At 41.8% G+C, this 17,805-nt stretch carries 14 protein-coding genes; 2 read left to right on the forward strand and 12 right to left on the reverse strand.

Going from position 1 to position 17,805, the window contains the following annotated elements:
* The first annotated feature begins 202 nt into the window (after nucleotides 1-202).
* Complete coding sequence (locus tag VXM68_RS20590; protein ID WP_293954456.1) at nucleotides 203-334, forward strand: hypothetical protein; 132 nt, start codon at nucleotides 203-205, stop codon at nucleotides 332-334.
* A gap of 175 nt (nucleotides 335-509) precedes the next feature.
* Here the strand turns inward: VXM68_RS20590 and VXM68_RS20595 are convergent, their stop codons facing one another.
* Entirely contained in the window at nucleotides 510-1,526 is a 1,017-nt protein-coding gene (locus VXM68_RS20595) for a zinc-binding alcohol dehydrogenase family protein (protein ID WP_293954454.1), read from the reverse strand.
* Nucleotides 1,527-1,920: 394 nt separating this feature from the next.
* On the opposite strand from VXM68_RS20595, the gene VXM68_RS20600 reads away from it, so the two are divergent.
* Nucleotides 1,921-2,784 carry an AraC family transcriptional regulator gene (locus VXM68_RS20600; protein ID WP_367209855.1) on the forward strand — a complete coding sequence of 288 codons (864 nt, stop codon included), beginning with the start codon at nucleotides 1,921-1,923 and terminating at the stop codon, nucleotides 2,782-2,784.
* 17 nt (nucleotides 2,785-2,801) lie between these two features.
* Here VXM68_RS20600 and VXM68_RS20605 read toward each other — a convergent pair whose 3' ends face one another.
* From VXM68_RS20605 to fsa, 11 genes are all read right to left on the reverse strand, one after another.
* The gene (locus VXM68_RS20605) at nucleotides 2,802-3,773 is read right to left on the reverse strand and encodes a glycoside hydrolase family 43 protein (protein ID WP_293954450.1); all 972 of its coding nucleotides are present in this window, start codon (nucleotides 3,771-3,773) and stop codon (nucleotides 2,802-2,804) included.
* Between the two features lie 5 nt (nucleotides 3,774-3,778).
* Nucleotides 3,779-4,930 (reverse strand): endo-1,4-beta-xylanase, encoded by a 1,152-nt coding sequence (locus tag VXM68_RS20610; protein WP_367209856.1) that lies wholly within the window; start codon nucleotides 4,928-4,930, stop codon nucleotides 3,779-3,781.
* A gap of 14 nt (nucleotides 4,931-4,944) precedes the next feature.
* Entirely contained in the window at nucleotides 4,945-6,357 is a 1,413-nt protein-coding gene (locus VXM68_RS20615; RefSeq protein WP_367209857.1) for an MFS transporter, read from the reverse strand.
* Between the two features lie 319 nt (nucleotides 6,358-6,676).
* Nucleotides 6,677-8,740 carry a hypothetical protein gene (locus VXM68_RS20620; protein WP_293954444.1) on the reverse strand — a complete coding sequence of 688 codons (2,064 nt, stop codon included), beginning with the start codon at nucleotides 8,738-8,740 and terminating at the stop codon, nucleotides 6,677-6,679.
* A 132-nt stretch (nucleotides 8,741-8,872) separates the two neighbouring features.
* A complete protein-coding gene (locus VXM68_RS20625) occupies nucleotides 8,873-10,249 on the reverse strand; it encodes a glycoside hydrolase family 43 protein (RefSeq protein ID WP_367209858.1) in 1,377 nt (458 codons plus the stop codon).
* A 6-nt stretch (nucleotides 10,250-10,255) separates the two neighbouring features.
* Nucleotides 10,256-11,815 carry a glycoside hydrolase 43 family protein gene (locus VXM68_RS20630; protein ID WP_367209859.1) on the reverse strand — a complete coding sequence of 520 codons (1,560 nt, stop codon included), beginning with the start codon at nucleotides 11,813-11,815 and terminating at the stop codon, nucleotides 10,256-10,258.
* A 28-nt stretch (nucleotides 11,816-11,843) separates the two neighbouring features.
* Nucleotides 11,844-14,300, reverse strand: a complete 2,457-nt coding sequence (locus tag VXM68_RS20635) for a glycoside hydrolase N-terminal domain-containing protein (protein WP_367209860.1) — start codon at nucleotides 14,298-14,300, stop codon at nucleotides 11,844-11,846.
* Between the two features lie 106 nt (nucleotides 14,301-14,406).
* Nucleotides 14,407-15,240 carry an alpha/beta hydrolase gene (locus VXM68_RS20640; RefSeq protein ID WP_367209861.1) on the reverse strand — a complete coding sequence of 278 codons (834 nt, stop codon included), beginning with the start codon at nucleotides 15,238-15,240 and terminating at the stop codon, nucleotides 14,407-14,409.
* A 12-nt stretch (nucleotides 15,241-15,252) separates the two neighbouring features.
* Nucleotides 15,253-16,212 carry a transketolase family protein gene (locus VXM68_RS20645; RefSeq protein WP_367209862.1) on the reverse strand — a complete coding sequence of 320 codons (960 nt, stop codon included), beginning with the start codon at nucleotides 16,210-16,212 and terminating at the stop codon, nucleotides 15,253-15,255.
* A gap of 28 nt (nucleotides 16,213-16,240) precedes the next feature.
* Nucleotides 16,241-17,098: a transketolase gene (locus VXM68_RS20650; RefSeq protein ID WP_367209863.1), complete on the reverse strand. Its 858-nt coding sequence runs from the start codon at nucleotides 17,096-17,098 to the stop codon at nucleotides 16,241-16,243.
* A gap of 7 nt (nucleotides 17,099-17,105) precedes the next feature.
* Nucleotides 17,106-17,774, reverse strand: a complete 669-nt coding sequence (gene fsa / locus VXM68_RS20655) for a fructose-6-phosphate aldolase (RefSeq protein WP_367209864.1) — start codon at nucleotides 17,772-17,774, stop codon at nucleotides 17,106-17,108.
* Between the last annotated feature and the right edge of the window lie 31 nt (nucleotides 17,775-17,805).

Raw genomic sequence — 17,805 nt, forward strand, 5'->3', positions numbered from 1 at the left:
GTTCGGGTTATTATTACCGCAAACTCGGGTCTAACTTATAATTTGATTGAATTTAATACCCACATTACACGTATTTTTTTGTTAAAAAGTGAAAACTTTACGCAATTTACCCCTTAAAAATACGGATAGCATATGGATAACGGATTTTGGGTACAGCGTTTGATTCTAATTAATAAAATAGAAATTAGTTAAGAAACAATAATTGAATAAAGATATGGACACTATCGACCAAAAAGCACAAAAAATGGGATTAGAAAAAGGCTATTATCTACTATTGATGGCTATTTTAGATTTGCCTGCTGAAGAAGAAAAAAAATCCAGAAAGAAAAAATAAGTTTGGATCTCCCCCGCATCAGTTATGAACGGATAAGAGATTTAAGTCAAAGCCTTTTCCAGCGATATGAAAAAGGCTTTTCGCATTTTTTATAAAGTAATTATTGCTCCATTTTTGGGCATAGCCATGATGAGTCGTACTATTGTTCGGTCATTGACAATAACGTATATGAATTTTAAAATTCAATTAAAAGCCTAAAAACACGTCCAGGATCGCTTAGCCATGATGTTAAAGCTAACTGCGCATCTTCTACGCGATACACTCCTGTTATAAGTTGCTCTATTGGGCACTTTTTCATTTTCAAATAATGCATTACCGCTGCAAAATCTTTTGCTGTAGCATTACGTGAACCTCTGATATCCAATTCTTTTTTGACAAAAAACTGTGTATCAAAAGGAATAGCTTCTTTTGCATAACCGATATAGATAACCCGGCCTGTATACGCAGCGGCATCAATCGCCGCTAAATAGGTTTCCTTGCGTCCTACGGCTTCAATAACTACGTCAGCCCCCATGGCGTGCGTCAATTTATCCAAACTAGCCGCCAAGTCTTCCTCAGCGCTATTGATGGTAAATGTCGCTCCGAGACTTTTAGCCAACTCAAGTTTTTCTTTACTCACGTCAACTGCTATAACGGTGGCACCCCGTAAAGCAGACCGAACAATCGCCCCAACTCCGATCATGCCACATCCCAACACCAATACGACATCGCTGTCGGTGACATCGGCCCGATCTACGGCGTGGAAGCCTACGCTCATAGGTTCCACCAAGGCCAATTCTTTTGACGATAGTTGGCCACCCACAATGACCTTTTGAATGGGCACGACAAGGTATTCTGTCATGGCACCGTCGCGCTGTACGCCCATCGTTTCATTGTAGCGGCAGGCATTAGGTCTATTATTTTTACATGCAGTACAAATACCGCAGTTCGAATACGGATTTACCGTAACTCTAGTACCAATCTTAATATCAGTTCCAACATTCGTCCCCAATTCAACTACCGTTGCCCCAATTTCATGTCCAGGTATAACTGGTAGCTGAACTAATGGATTTAAACCCCGAAATGTATTCAGATCAGAGCCGCAGAAACCAACATAATCTATTTTTAAAAGGACATGTCCATCCTTAAGGGAAGGCTGAGGAATTTCCGTGATTTCCACAGATCCCTCTTTTACTATTTTTATAGCTTTCATTTATAAATGGCATCAATTTAAATAGCATTGCTATTGTTATTTATCACAACAAAGCTCAAGATCAAACTGAAGAGATTTACTGTCTTGAGATCTTTGATACTATGATATAGCCAAAAATAATTATATAGAACGGATAAAGAAACTCCATTAACGATAAAAAATGACACAATATCGATCCAAGCGCAAGGATTCACTAGCGTACTATTAGCAGAGAATGTAAAAAATTTGCAAGCTAGATATCAAACACTTAAATGCTATTTTTAAAAAATAAATATGAAAAAAAACTTCATATACAGATAAATGAACTATAACATTATCAATATTTTCACTTTAAAAACGCTATTCTTTTTAAGAAAACGACTAATATTGTAGCTAACTATTTCTTCTTCGGGTGATGATAAATAACGAAAATAATAAACTTGATTTTACACTATTGAACATTGGCTATGCGGAACATCAGGCGAATTGGAATTTCAAAGATATTCAGAGTCCGTTTGCGCGGATACATTATGTGTGTGAAGGAGAAGCATCCATAATTTTAGCGGACGAAACCATCAAACTTCGGCCGGGACATCTCTATCTCACACCTGCATATATCCAACATAGCTACGCTTGTTCCGCTAAACTATCACTCTACTATATCCATATCTATGAAAATCCAGCGCTAAGATCGAGTATTTTCGACCGCTACTCTTTCCCGAAGGAAATCAAATCAGATCAGCTGTTAGCTACAGTCATTCAGCATCTCTACGAGTTAAATCCAGGTCGTGAGTTAAAAATGTATGATCCGAAAGGGTATGATAATTCAACAGAATTAATGAAAAACATGGCGCTGCAAACGGCGTCACCTATCGCCAGAGCAGCCGAAAACCAAGCGATCATTCATTTATTAATGAGCCGATTTCTGGCCGAAGCATCGAACAAAATACCACAGGTGGAAAAACGGCTTTTGCGTGTACTTGATTACATCGACGAAAATATCCATCATCCGATCGCTATAGAACAACTTGCCAATCTGATTTTTATATCCAAAGATCACCTTATCCGACTCTTCAAGAAACACATGAATGCCACACCTGTACATTACATCAATCAAAAGAAAATAGAAAAAGCACAATTGATGATGTTAATCGATGAAGATAATATCCAACAATTGTGCTTTAAATTAGGTTTCGAAAATATCTCTTACTTCAATCGACTATTTAAAAAATTCACAGGTGAAACACCCATGAGTTACAAACGCCGAATAGGTAGATAAATCGTGCTTCAAATCATCTACGACGACAATCCATCAATTGTTATCATGTGACCGTTCTCATCATATGTTAACTCAATAACTTTCATGCTTCTCAACCAGGTCTTTCCTCCTGAGGGAACTGAATCATGATAAAATAGATACCATTTACCTTTGAATTCCAAGATACTATGATGCGTGGTCCAACCGACCACTGGTGATAGAATTACACCCTGATAGGTAAATGGACCATATGGATTGTCTCCAGTGGCATAACAGATTAAATGACTATCTCCAGTAGAGTAGGAAAAATAGTATTTCCCTCGATATTTGTGCATCCAAGAAGCTTCAAAAAATCGCTTTTCCGTATCACCATGTTTCAATGGGATGCCATTTTTATCCAAAATAACAAGATCCTTTGGCTCTTCCGAAAATTCAAGCATATCAGCAGACAGCTTCACAACTTTTGGAGACAAAGCATCTTCGTGATCTTGAGGCAATTCATTGGGTGATATAATCTTATTATTTCGATAGAATTGGAGCTGCCCCCCCCAAATACCACCAAAATATAGATAATACGCTCCGGTAGTATCTTTAAATGCACAAGGATCAATACTATAACTACCCTTAATTGGATGCTCCTGTGGAACAAATGGCCCATAGGGCTGACTTGCAACAGCGACACCAAGCCTGAAAACATCATTTTTATCCTTCATGGAAAAATACATATAGTACTTTCCGTTTTTCTCCGTCACATCTGAATCCCAAAGCTGACGACCAGCCCAAGGAATGTCTTTTACATCTAACACCTTACCATGATCAACCACATCCCCCTGAATATCCTCCAGAGAAAATACGTGGTAATCCTGCATATCGAAATGGTCTCCATTGTCATTTTCCGGTATTCCACTTTCTCGATCATGAGAGGGATAAATGTAAATTTTATTTTCAAAAACATGTGCTGATGGATCAGCCATATAATCTTTGGGATACAAATACTTGCTCTTATTCATGCTTACTATTTCTTTTTTTTTTGTGTTAATGAAGTGATATCTTTTAAAAAGGGCTTAGGCTGATAATTCCGGTCAAATAATAATGGATAGTCTGTACGTCCCGGAATAGGCCAACCATTCTTCCATGAATCTCCGTCACCAACACCCCACAACGTCACACGCGATATTTTATCCTTATGTTTGAGGTATAATTTAAAGAACGCTACGTATCGCCTCCCCAACTCATCCATTTTCGCTGCCGGCAGCCCTTTTTCGTATGGATTCATCTCCTTGGTATAAGCATATTGCTCTCCAATTTCGGCGCCCATATTAGGTCGAGCATGCGGCAAAACCGAAATATCCATTTCAGTAACCATTACTTTCGCATCAAGTCCCGCAAATCCGAGTATAGTTTTTTCGACCTCATCAATAGGTGGATTATCCAGTGCATTGTGCTCTTGCATACCAATTCCGCTAACGCGACCACCCGCTGCTTTTACTTGACGAATCATTTTAATAATGCCCTTTCTTTTTTCAGGAACGGCGGTTGAATAATCATTATAATATAACTCCGCATTTGGATCTGCCTCATGTGCAAATTTAAATGCCAATTCAATAAACTGAGGACCAATAATATCGTAAAATTTACTTTTGCGCCACTCTCCATTATCCAATATGGCCTCGTTCACCACATCCCATCCGTGCACCCGTCCTTTATAGCGTGATACTACGGTATGAATATGCTTTTGCATGCGTGCTATAAGTACCTCTCGGGTCACCTCTTTCCCATTTTTATCCACAAAAAACCAATCTGGTGTTTGGGAATGCCAGATGAGCGTATGCCCAATAATCTGCATTTTATTTTTTTCTCCAAACAATACGAAACGATCCGCATCTTTAAAATCGAACACGCCTTCCTGCGGCTGCAGGAACATACTTTTCATACAATTTTCCGCTACAATGGAATTGAAATGTTTTTTGACGACCGCTACTGCGGCAGCATCCCGCTCCCAGATTTGATCAAGGTTTAAAGCCGTTCCTATAAAAAACTTACCTTCAAATGCATCCTTCAAAGTCAACGAATCAGGTGCCAGCTTCAGTTTTTGCAAAGCAGCTGAAGCAGATAGATTTGATAGTAAGGCCGCTACAGCCACAACAATAGTTTTTAACATCTTCATGATTTATTTTTTAATTAATAAGTATGTCTAGACTCTATGTCCTGATTGATCGCATCAATAGTCCTATCGTCCAGTTCGTATTTGGAAATAACATACATGGCCACTAGCAAGAGTATCGCTGGAATAATGGCTACCAACCATAGAATTCCCATTTCAGCACGTGCTGACTGGACTGTTGCATTATCTTTATCAAAGTTAACATATGCCAACACCAGCCCCGGTACCACACCCCCAAGAGCCATCCCAGCTTTGTAAAAAATACCGGTAAGTGCATTGACAATACCAGAAATACGCTTCCCAGTTTTATATTCGCCATAGGAAATGACCTCAGGAACGAGCGCCCACATATATCCCGTTGCGACAATTACTCCAGTCGATTTGATAAACTGAGCAGTCAATACCAAAACAATATTTCCTTTGAGGCTTTCATTGGATGAAATGACATATAGCATCAGCATTCCTAGGATTGCAATAGTCAGGAAAACATAGAACATCTGCTTTTTACCAATTGCGCGTTTGATCGCTGGCACTAAAGGCATAAAAATAAAAGCAGGCAAAGATCCTAATGCCATAAAATATGGTAACATATCTGGAGCATGTACATTATAAATCATGTAGTATGATCCTGCCGAGTTTCCGATTGCCATCATAGCAAATGCAGTAATGAAAAAAAATGCCAAAATACGCAAAGGGCGATTATGCTTAAATTCTCGCCACAGGTCGGAAACCTGGACATTATCTGTATCTTTCTCATCCATAATGACACGTTCTTTTGTTTGTGAAAAGCAAAAGATTAAAAGCACTAATCCAACTAAAGCATAAATCAGCATCGTTGTAAACCAGGCTTCGGCAGAATCTTTCGAGTTTATCTTTCCATCTGGAGAGAAATACTTTACGACGAGTGGTACGCCATATCCAACGGCCAGCCCCCCCACGTTCGCCATAAACATACGTGTAGACGTTAGTTTTGTAACCTCATCCGTATCTCTGGTCAAGGAGGCATTTAAGGCACCATACGGAACATTCACCAATGTGTACAACATCGATAAACCAACATAGGTGATATAAGCATAGGTTAAAGATCCCGAAAAGCCATTCCAAAAACACAAAATTGCAAATCCTGTTAAAGGAATTCCTCCCAGCACCAAATAAGACCTATACTTTCCCATTCGAGGGTTTCTTTTATCAACAAATGCGCCCACAATGGGATCCCAAAGTACATCGACAATTCGAACAATGAGAAACATCACTCCCGCAGAAGCTGCAGAGATCCCATAAACATTGGTATAAAAAATCAGTAGATACATTGAAACAGTCTGGTAAATGAGATTCTGTGCGAGATCCCCAGCACCAAACCCTACGCGCTGCTTCGTTGAAAGCTTGTAAAAACCTTTGAAAGGCTTCACTTCTGTCCTATTTTGGTCCATATAATTGGTTATTCGATTAGTTGTATTACAATAGTAAAATTACAAGTAGCTTTTTTTCATTACCCATTACAAATGTTTTATATTCCAATAAAAATGTTTAAAAATCACGCTTAACAAAGAATAAACCGAAAGAAATCGTCATCGTGATTACTAAGTCGTTATTCTAAAAAAGAACTTTCTTAAAAACAAATCTAACTGTCAATATGCAGATAGCAGCAATGATAGGGTAATGTATTAGATAACATGAAAAATATAGGCTGCCCAAACTTTTTTGGACAGCCCATTTCCACTTGCTATTAAGCTGCTTAGCTTTTATTGTTTAATTCTCAGTATATTTTACCACATAGCTTTTGGTTTGCCCCCTATAAACGCAATCAACTTGAGCGTAACCTGTCGACGAAGTGGCTTGGTTCACTTTAATCTTAACTTCAGGATTATCAGCAGTCGCTTTTACCAGAGGCATGTTTTTACCCTTTGCTTTCATCGGAAAGGAAACTTCATAAACATGATAACCGATAATACCGTTCTCATTCGTAGATCGCACAGGGATGGATGGTAAAGCTAGTTTGGTCCCATTTACTGTAATGGTGACCGAAGGTGGTATTGGACGTTCAATTTTTTTGTCTTTTGAACTAAATCCGAGGCCTATAAAATCGAAAAGCGGCTTTCCTTCCTCACCCTCAGCAACCAAAAATAACGCGTGTTTACCGTCCAATTGATCTACAAATTTGGATACGTCGACGGTGAATTGCTTGACTTCTGCCACAGAATTCGCTGGAACAGAAATTTGGGCAATTCGCTTACCTTTCCAGGTTTCGTTATCCCACGGGCCATCTAACCACACGTTGACCTTAAATGCAGCTTTTGTTTTTGGGGTAATAAACACATTAAAAGCAGTTTGATTTCCAATTTTAGTCCCCTCAAAAGCTTTCAATCCAAACTTATCCTGATCTAAACCTCCAAATCCGAAATATTTAAAACCTGCAATATTTCCGTTTTTCATATTTGTCACCGGCATATGATTATCCCATACATCCCATGAATCCTGTTGCAAACTGATATCAGAAAGGTAGCAAGCATATCCAGCCGAATAATACTGATAGGGATTTAATCCATAAAAATGAAATCCTTCCGATGTCACCTCTGCACCTTTATACTCTTTGCCCTGTTTATCTTTAATAGTCAAATTTTCTTGAAAAGGATCGAACGCTCTTAAGGACACCATTCCACCATCTTTGACACTTTTCTCATCCCAAGATACTTTGATAGGTTCAACCACCGCCTGACGTGCAAAACCAAATCCGCGTGGTGGTCTATGGTAAAATACATACCATTGTCCATTGATCAGTTCGATACTACCATGTGTGTTATGACCGGCATTACTCGTTTCGATAGCAGATCCATCCTTGTTTAACACTGGCGCGCGTGAATCGACTAAAACGCCACCGCTCTTCCATGGTCCTAATGGTGAGTCCGCTACCGCATAACGCAAAGTTGAATTTGAACTTCCTACACCATATTCCGGGCCGGAGTAACCACTATATACCGAAACATACTTGTTTCCCACTTTACGAATGGATGATGCTTCGAAAAAATTAAAGGTTCCCAAATCCTCACCTTCGAAAATATGAGGATAGGAAGTTCCTTTTGGATCGCGTAATTCGCCATATCGCGCACTTGCTGGCAATAAATAATTAATCACCTTTGTACCGGGCCTCAACGAATACATTGTTTTCTGATCCAATTGTGCAGCCATCGAGCGTTGGAATCCCCAAAAACCATATGCCCGGAATCCAATCTCAAAATCAGGATCTTGAGGGTCCGTAACGTATTCGATATAAATGGCAGGATCAAATCCTAAGATACTTCCAGGCAAAGTACGCTTGCCATCTTCAGTCAGATTGATAGGTTTAAAGGGTCCATTAGGCCTATCGCCTTTAACAACCATTGCTTCACGACCCTCACCCCTGCTATGGGGAAACAAGTAGTAATCCTTTTTTCCATCTTTTCGCTTAACCTCAACAAGATCTGGCGCGTACATCACATCCCATTTACCATCGATCGCGTAAGTAAAAATAGCACCCTCATCCCGCCAGCTGCTCAAATTTTCAATAGGAGCTGACCACATTCTAATGTCAGGCCCACAATAACTGCTAAAACGTAAGTCATGGGAACCAATGATGTAAGCACGATATTTCCCGGGCTGGTCAGGATCTTCGAAAACACGGGGTTCGCCATCCGGAAGATGCTCCCATAGCGGTAGGTAAGGATTTCCTATAGACTGGTGCACAAAGCCCTTACTAGGATCGTTGAGGTGATTTTGTTGCTGTCCAAGTGCTGTTGATGCTGATAAAATTCCTGTAACGGATAATAAAAATACCATTGTCCGTTTTTTTAAGATAATATTTAGTCCCTTCATAAATTGAGTAAATTAATTTTTTTAAATCGCTGAGATATCTTGTATGCTGTTGCATTTTTTCTATTGGCTCAAATTACTTTGCGTCACGTTACTATCTTACCTCCCAAATTTCCAGCAATCGAAAAACAGGATATTCGATGGTGCCTTACCTTTAAAAACAAAATATAGATCGTGTAGTCCCGATACTTTATCCGACAGCGCAGTCTCAACTGTAGTCCATCTGTCATCTCCTCCCGTCATGGGCACCTGTATCGTAGCTAACAACGCTCCATCAACCGCTCCCGAGCGTACTTCCATACGGATACCTCCATTATGAGTAGTTCCTACCCGTGCAAGAAAATTACGCGCTCCCTTCGCGCCAAAGTCAACATTCTTCACACAGGTGAAAGCGCCATCTTTTTTTGCCTTTATAAAAACACCCACCTTTTTATTTTGGTAGGATTTAACGTGTTCGGACCAAGCGATCGTTTCAGCCTGATGAAGTTCATAGGGATTCACTTTGCCGGTCGCTTGAGTAATTCCGCTCGTCATTTTCATCGGATCTATACTGCCGTCTGGATTAAAATTCAGTTCCTGAACAGCGACAGATCGGGTAAAGCCCCCCCCTCCAGGTAAGGCACCATTATGGTAAAAGAAATAGGTTTTCCCTTTAAAATCGACAACGCCAGGATGATTTGTAAAGGCTTTTCCTTCCGCAGGCATGATTATACCCCCGTACTTCCAAGGTCCCTCAGCTTTATCACTTGTGGAATAACCAATAAATTCAGGCAAAGGACCTCCCGGCCAAAAAAGATAATACAAACTATTTCTTTTATACAACCAAGGCCCTTCCTCATAGGTCGTAGGTCGTTTCGGGTCTCCTTCCCTCTTTCCGAACGATGCTGCAGTCATGGGAACCTCAACAATATCACCTTTATAGGAGATCATATCTTCATTCAGCTTAACATATTTCAGCTGGGGATTACCCCAATACATATGAGCTTGGCCGTCATCATCAATAAACACTGTAGGGTCGATATCTCCCCATTCGGTTTGCAGTAATGGTTTTCCAAGAGGATCGTAAAATGGTCCCAATGGGCTATCTCCGACAGCAACGCCAATCGCACCTCGATTGTTCACTTTGGAAATGACAGGTACATAAAGATAAAATTTACCATTTTTTTCAACACATTGGGCCGCCCAAGCATCCCCTTTTGCCCATTCAAAATCTGTATAAGAAAGAATTGCACCATGATCGGTCCAATTTACCATATCATCGGTTGAATACACACGCCAATTGTTCATGTTAAACCAGGTGGATTCTTCTTCATCTTGTGTAGTATACAGATAAAGTCGGTTGTTATACACCAGAGGGGCGGGATCCGCAGTGTAAGCAGTCTGAACAATGGGGTTTTGTGCCCTTAATTTACCCACCATAACCAAGAATAAGATCAAAAATCCGAATTGGGATTGTATAAAAAAACGTTTCATCATATCATCTTAATTTGCCGTCAAATGAAAATAATCAAAATCTACATAGCCACCAGCGGCTTTAGCCGCATAGTTGAATAGTCCGAACCGATAGCCCATAAAATGAGGAATGGTATAACTCATTTTTAACTCATTGCCTATCCTGTTCCAATTGCGCCCATCGGTACTATAAAAAAATTGAGCGAGATCTCTTTTGTTTGTAAAGTCACAGCTTGCTTTAAGATAGATGCGCTGCTGTTTGAGGCCAACCGTAGCCACCTCTTGCGGTACGCCTGTCGTCGCATTGATCATCACCAATGATTTTGTATTTCCTTCCATACGGACACCAACTAACCCATAATTTTTTTGCAATAGCGATAGGCCTGCAAAATCACCATCTTTCATGTTAGCAACCTCTATAGCAATAGCGGCACTGCAAGTCGGCCCGACGGTACGCTGGGTAAGGGTGTTTTTGGCCGAGAGAAAATCATCGGTAAGATCGCGAGTATGCATTCTCAGAAAACCCGTTCGCGCTGTGACAGACCATAGATTATTGTCTGGATTATGGTTCCACTGCCACACCAGAGGAAGAGGCTTATCTCCGGGTATCCGGTCAAAATCATCGGAGTTAACGATTCCGGGAATTAAACTTTTATTTACAGGTAGATTTAAGGCAGCCGGCACTTTTCCGCCGATACCGAGCACGGGCCACCCATCTTCCCATGTGACAGGGACCAAAAATGGAATACGTCCTACAGCGCCATAATCCTGAAACAGATACGCATACCATTTGCCGTCCGGCATATCAATCAGCCCCCCTTGGGCCACACCTTGATCCTGCAAAACCACTTTCCCTTCATACGGACCTTCCAGTTGACTTGCCCGATGGACAATGACCGTGCGCATTCCTCCAGCGGGCCATGAAATATTAAAAAGGTAATAAAAACCATTGATCTTAAACATTTGGGACCCCTCAGCAGGCAGCCCCACTTTACCTTCATTAGGCTTAGCAGGTAAAGAAGCATCATCTATTAACACGCGTTCTGTCCCAGCTTTAATGCCTGAAAAGTCGGGCGACAATTCAGCAATATGGATCCGTCCGCTACCCCAGATCATATAATTTTTTCCTTGGTCAATGAATAAACTATGATCATGCATCATTGGACTAAACTCGGTAGAAACCCAATTTCCTTCCTCAATATCTGCCGCGCGATAGACATGTGTTTTACCTGTATTGGAAGAAAATGTACTTACATAGTACTGTCCATCATGAAAGCGTAAACTGCTTGCCCAAGAACCGTGCCCATACGCATTCTTCTGATTCGACAAATTGAGTTCATCCTGATCTCCAAGGCGATCATACACATAATTAACCAAAGTCCAATTGACGAGATCTTTGGATTTCATTATCGGAACCCCAGGGCTCATGTGCATGGTGGTGCTGCTCATGTAATAGGTATCACCAACGCGTATCATGGACATATCGGGTACATCGGCAAAGATGATTGGATTACGGGCTTGCTGCGCTAATGAATCCAAAAACAGGATCATAAAGCCACAGACAAAAGCACTAATTTTAATTCTTAACATAATAAAATAATTAAATGGTCACAGGAATTCAGTAAGCCGTAAAAGTGTAGTATTCCCCGGGTACGGTCAGCACGTCGTATTCGTAATAGTGTGGTAATTTAATTCCTTTCAGATGTGATTCAGCTGACTGGATAGGTTTTGGTGTTCGTATTGAAGCAAGAAGAGCATTGCTCAGATGACCTTTTGCGAGTTGAATTCCAGACCCTTCCAATGCCGAAGCTGTACGAAGCCGCAACATGCCACCTAAAGCAGAAAATATCCTGACTTCCTTTATCGTTCCTTTTTTCCACTGCATTTCAATTTCAAATCCCCCACGTGCGTTTATGCCTTTTACCCATCCGTCGCCCCATCGATCGGGAATCGCTGGCAGAAGATGAACAGCACCATCGTGACTTTGGATCAGCATTTCTGCCACACCTGCTGTTAGCCCAAAATTACCATCTATCTGAAATGGGGGATGTGCTGTAAAAAGATTAGGATAGGTACGTCCATCTGGATGTTTTTCATCAGAAAGGGTCAGCATATTTTTTATAATTTCGTACGCATGGTTTCCATCCAAAAGACGGGCCCATAAGTTTATTTTCCAGCCGATCGACCATCCTGTTGCGAAATCCCCGCGATAAATCAATGAATTACGCGCTGCTTCAAACAATTCAGGTGTATCAAAAGGTGAAATTTGGTTCCCTGGAAATAAGCCATATAGGTGTGAAATATGCCGATGTTGATTTTGGGGATCATCCACATCTTCCATCCATTCTTGTAGCTGGTTATATCGACCGATATGCATCGGTGGAATGCGGCGAGCCGTATTTAGCAATGTATCCCTGTAGCTAGAATCGATACCCAGCACGTCTGCAGCCAAAGCGGTCCGAGTGAGCATGTCATAACACAGCTGGTTATCCATCGTCACCCCTGCAGCGAGTGGGCCTTGTTCGGGCGAAATTGAAGGGCTCAAAACAAGCCATTGCTGATCTGGATATCCACGATGTATTATAAGTGTAGACAAAAGAAAATCACAAGCGCCCTTCATAGTGGGGTAATATTGCTTTAAAAAAAAACGATCTCCCGTAAAAAGGTAATGCTCCCATACGTGTTGCGACAACCACAGCCCCCCACTGGGCCACATTCCAGCTGCCGCAAAATCAATAGGACTCGTCACACGCCAAATATCTGTATTATGGTGAGCTACCCAACCAGAAGCATTGTACATTGTTTTTGCCGTTTCTCTTCCACTTTCACTGAGTTCTTTAATCATAGAAAATAATGGCTGAAGGGTCCCGGAAAGGTTAGTTACATTCGCAGGCCAATAGTTCATTTCCGTGTTGATATTGATTGTATATTTACTATCCCAAGCGGGCTGCATGGAGCGGTTCCAGATGCCTTGTAGGTTAGCAGGTTGGCCACCTGGCTGCGAAGAACAGATAAGCAAATATCGACCGAATTGAGCCAATAGGGTCACTAGCGCTGGATCCTGCGTACGGGCAAAATTTGCAATTCGTGTTGAAATAGGCTGTTGCTGTTCATTGTTGACGCTGCCCAAATGCAGTTGAAAACGGTTGAACTGCTTATTGTAAGTGGCTTTATGCTGCTGAAAAGCGAGCTGATAATCCTTACTCATTGCCTTTCGCAACCTTTCCGTGGCCTCCTTGAAGGGATCCGATCCCAACTGTTTATAATTTTTGAAATTACTAGCAATTGAAATATAAAGACGAATGGAAGTAGCATCCTTTATAGTAATCGTTTGGTCCTCAACAACTAGCGCTCCATCCGTAAGGTTGACGCCCGTATGGATCTGATAAACAACCTCTCCTTTAACCCCCTCATGATCAGTTCCTCGTCCTTCTAAAACCAGCTGATCACCGCTTTTAAAAATAATATGCTTCGACTCATTCTCATACGTCATGGTACAGTTGAGTTTTCCTTTCTTGCTCGACCGGATCTGCATTACGATCACATCATCAGCAAAGGAAGTGAAAACCTCCCTGGTATATGTTACCCCATCTACTGTATAATGAGAACGCGCTACAGCGTGCTCAATATCCAGTTCACGATAATAGTCCTGATAGTTGTCATGCCCCGGGAATCGCAACAGTATGTTACCGGCAGTTTGATAAGGCATGCCATGGGTCTTTGTAAAGAAAGTTTCATTTGCAAGCTTTTCAGCTTCAGCTGACTTCCCGTCAAATATATAATCCTGAATAGTTTTTAATGTCCTACCGCCTTTGGGGTTATCGTTCCGATAAGGGCTACCCGCCCAGATAGTTTCCTCATTAAGCTGCATACGTTCGCACGATGGGATTCCATAAAACATCGTACCCAACCGACCATTTCCTAACGGTAAGGCCTGCTCCCATATCTTCTCATCAGCCGGCCGATCATACCATAGGGTTAAAGCCGACCGCTTTTGCGCAAACAAAAGTGTAGTATGCAATGTTATGATTCCAATGAATGTGATAATATGCTTCCAAATAAGGCTTTTAATCATTTCTCTTCATCCTATTTTTTACCGTTTCTGTCCTAAACAACCAATTTATCCATGTTAAACCCAGCTCGGCAAAATGTGTACTGGTTTATTGCTAATTAAAAAGTGTTTATTTTTTATCCTTAAATATTAATTGCGAAACATTATACAGGTCATTTTTCCACACATTGAAATCATGTCCTCCACGCTCCAGATAATAAATATGAGGCACCCCATGTTGCGAAAGGTAATCATGCGTACGTTTACTAATATCAAGCAAGCCGTCCTGGTCGCCACAGGATATCCAAAGTAGTTTTAGCTTTTCCTTCGCATCTTGCGGATTCGGGAGCAACTCTTGAGGCATCTTCGTATTGGGCGCAGAGGAAAAGCCTCCTACCCAGGCGAATGTATCGAGATGAGCCAGTCCAAAATTCAGCGCCTGACCGCCCCCCATCGATAACCCAAAAATCGCACGGTGTTCGCGATCTTTGATAACGGGAAACTGATTTTCAACATACGGAATAAGGTCATTGAGAAGATCTTGTTCAAAAGTCGAAAACGCTGCAACCCGATCAGGTGCCATCACATTACCACCAGCACGGTCATCCTGCATAGCGCGGCCATTCGGCATAATAACCAGCATCGGTTCCATCTTTCCCTCGGCATATAGGTTATCAAAAATAACCTGCGGGTTTCCATGTCTGAACCATTCCCTTTCATCTCCACCTATTCCATGCAGCAAGTACACTACAGGATATTTTTTAGTAGCATGATATCCAGGCGGCGTATAGATTAAAGCTTTTCTCGTTACCCCAACAGTTTTTGAAGGATAAACTAGGGAATCTATTTTTCCAGTTGAGGCCAATGCTCGCTCAAGATCAAATCCTTGTGGAGCAGCCTGCTGCGCTTGAGCGATTAAGCTGACAGAGAAAACGCACCATAGTGTGCAGATTATCTTTTTCATAATATAATTGATTTAAACCTCTTTCCTTTTAAGTACACGTAACGCCGCTGCTACTATCGCGTCTGCATTCAGGCCATATTTGTCCATCAATGCACTCGGTGGCCCCGATTCACCGAAGCTATCGTTCACAGCCACATATTCCTGCGGCCTCGGCATTTTCTTCGTCAGCAATTGTGCGACACTATCGCCAAGTCCACCGATACGGTTATGTTCTTCAGCGGTAACGACACAGCCCGTCTTAGCTACAGAAGTCAGTACCGCTTTTTCGTCTAGGGGTTTGATGGTATGAATATTAATGATTTCGGCATCAATACCCAATTTTTCCAACTCTTCTCCCGCACGGATGGCTTCCCACACTAGATGCCCTGTCGCCAATATAGTCACTGCGGTGCCTGGATTCAGCATCACGGCTTCACCAATCACAAATTCCTGATCTTCGGGTGTAAAAACCGGCACCACGGGACGACCAAATCGCAGGTAAACTGGTCCCTTGTGTTTAGCAGCAGCTAGTGTCGCGGCCTTCGTCTGGTTATAATCGCAAGGATTGATAACAGTCATTCCAGGAAGCATTTTCATCAATCCGATATCTTCCAATATCTGATGGGTCGCTCCATCTTCGCCCAAAGTCAGACCAGCATGCGAAGCTGCTATTTTTACGTTTTTATCCGAATAAGCAATGGATTGCCGAATTTGATCGTATACTCGCCCGGTTGAAAAATTAGCGAACGTTCCTGTGAAAGGTATTTTTCCACCGATGGTAAGTCCAGCTGCGATTCCCATCATATTTGCCTCTGCAATCCCTATCTGAAAAAAGCGTTCAGGAAAGGCTTTGATAAAATCGTTCATTTTTAGTGAACCGATTAGGTCGGCACATAGTGCGACCACATTTTCGTCCCGCTTTCCTGCTTCAAGCAAACCGGCTCCAAATCCCGAACGCGTGTCTTTTGACTCTGTATATGTATATTTTTTCATGTTTATCTATTTCAAAATCCTTTGCGTATTAGGCGATATAATCCCCCAATGTTTCTGCATTCTGATTTAAGGCCATTCTAAGTTGCTCATCGTTGGGAGCAATACCATGCCATTTATGTGAACCCATCATAAAGTCGACGCCATTACCCATTTCCGTATGTAGCAACACCATTACTGGCATACCTACGCTAGTTGAAGCTTGAGCTTTTCGAAGTCCCGATATCACCGATTCAATATCATTTCCTCGCATCACTTCAATAACGCTCCAGCCAAATGCCATCCATTTTCGCGGTAGATCGCCCAGCGAGAGCACATCATTGGTAGCACCATCAATCTGAGCGCCATTGTAATCTACAATGGCAATCAAATTGTCCATTTTGTTGTGTGCGGCATACATAGCCGCTTCCCATACTTGGCCTTCCTGTAATTCGCCATCCCCCATCAATACATACACTAAATGATTGTCATGGTTTAACTTTTTAGCCTGTGCAGCACCAATAGCGACAGAAAGCCCCTGTCCTAAAGACCCTGAAGCAACACGAATACCAGGAAGTCCTTCATGCGTCGTAGGATGTCCCTGAAGGCGTGAATTGAGTTTTCTGAAGGTGGAGAGTTCATCAACCGGAAAATAATCTGCCCGAGCAAGAACACTGTAAAACACCGGAGATATATGTCCATTGGAAAGGAAAAATAGATCCTCTCCAATACCGTCCAAGTCAAAATGGTCGTTTCGCTGCATCAACTCAAAGTATAAGCACACCAACAATTCGGTACAACCCAACGATCCTCCGGGATGTCCTGACTGGCATGCATGCACCATCCGGATTATATCTCTCCGTACTTGTTTGACAATAGCTTCTAAATTATGTATACTATGTTTTGTCATGACCATCTCAATTGTTACTTTGCGCAGCAACGCGTTTATGATCAGCTAAAAATTGCGCTAGTCCACTATCCGTTAACGGGTGTTTTAACAGTGAAAAGATCGCCTGCAAGGGCCCTGTCATCACATCGGCACCTATTTTTGCACAGCCCAGAATATGCGCACTGTGGCGTACCGAAGCTGCTAGAATCTGGGTTGGGAAATCGTAATTGTCAAATATCGTCCGTATCTCGCGGATCAGTGCCAGCCCATCAACTGATATATCATCCAGTCTGCCCACGAAAGGCGATACATAGGTTGCTCCGGCTTTAGCGGCTAAGAGCGCCTGACCAGCGGAAAATACCAAGGTACAGTTGGTCTTAATTCCGTTGGTACTGAAATATTTGATCGCTTTAATACCATCTTCGGTCATCGGAACCTTAACCACAATCTTATTGTCTAGAGCCGCCAGGAGCATACCCTCTTTAATCATCGAACTGTAATCAGTTGAGATCACTTCAGCACTTACATCACCGTCTACAATATCACAGATAGCTTTGTAATGTGCGTGAACATGAATCGTTCCTGCAATTCCCTCTTTTGCCATCAGCGAAGGATTGGTCGTTACTCCATCTAGGACACCTAAATTCTGAGCCAAGCGAATCTCACTGAGACTTGCTGTATCGATAAAAAATTTCATTTTTTTTAGTTGATTAGTTTTTGTATTCGCT

The sequence above is a fragment of the Sphingobacterium sp. R2 genome (assembly GCF_040760075.1).
GTDB lineage: Bacteria > Bacteroidota > Bacteroidia > Sphingobacteriales > Sphingobacteriaceae > Sphingobacterium.

What these genes read in the sequence shown, in the direction of transcription:
- VXM68_RS20650 (WP_367209863.1), bottom strand. Translation starts at nt 17,098, where the DNA reads ATGACAAAACATAGTATACATAATTTAGAAGCTATTGTCAAACAAGTA.
- VXM68_RS20610 (WP_367209856.1), bottom strand. Translation starts at nt 4,930, where the DNA reads ATGAAGATGTTAAAAACTATTGTTGTGGCTGTAGCGGCCTTACTATCA.
- VXM68_RS20620 (WP_293954444.1), bottom strand. Translation starts at nt 8,740, where the DNA reads ATGGTATTTTTATTATCCGTTACAGGAATTTTATCAGCATCAACAGCA.
- VXM68_RS20615 (WP_367209857.1), bottom strand. Translation starts at nt 6,357, where the DNA reads ATGGACCAAAATAGGACAGAAGTGAAGCCTTTCAAAGGTTTTTACAAG.
- VXM68_RS20595 (WP_293954454.1), bottom strand. Translation starts at nt 1,526, where the DNA reads ATGAAAGCTATAAAAATAGTAAAAGAGGGATCTGTGGAAATCACGGAA.
- VXM68_RS20640 (WP_367209861.1), bottom strand. Translation starts at nt 15,240, where the DNA reads ATGAAAAAGATAATCTGCACACTATGGTGCGTTTTCTCTGTCAGCTTA.
- VXM68_RS20635 (WP_367209860.1), bottom strand. Translation starts at nt 14,300, where the DNA reads ATGATTAAAAGCCTTATTTGGAAGCATATTATCACATTCATTGGAATC.
- VXM68_RS20630 (WP_367209859.1), bottom strand. Translation starts at nt 11,815, where the DNA reads ATGTTAAGAATTAAAATTAGTGCTTTTGTCTGTGGCTTTATGATCCTG.
- VXM68_RS20625 (WP_367209858.1), bottom strand. Translation starts at nt 10,249, where the DNA reads ATGATGAAACGTTTTTTTATACAATCCCAATTCGGATTTTTGATCTTA.
- fsa (WP_367209864.1), bottom strand. Translation starts at nt 17,774, where the DNA reads ATGAAATTTTTTATCGATACAGCAAGTCTCAGTGAGATTCGCTTGGCT.
- VXM68_RS20600 (WP_367209855.1), top strand. Translation starts at nt 1,921, where the DNA reads ATGATAAATAACGAAAATAATAAACTTGATTTTACACTATTGAACATT.
- VXM68_RS20605 (WP_293954450.1), bottom strand. Translation starts at nt 3,773, where the DNA reads ATGAATAAGAGCAAGTATTTGTATCCCAAAGATTATATGGCTGATCCA.
- VXM68_RS20645 (WP_367209862.1), bottom strand. Translation starts at nt 16,212, where the DNA reads ATGAAAAAATATACATATACAGAGTCAAAAGACACGCGTTCGGGATTT.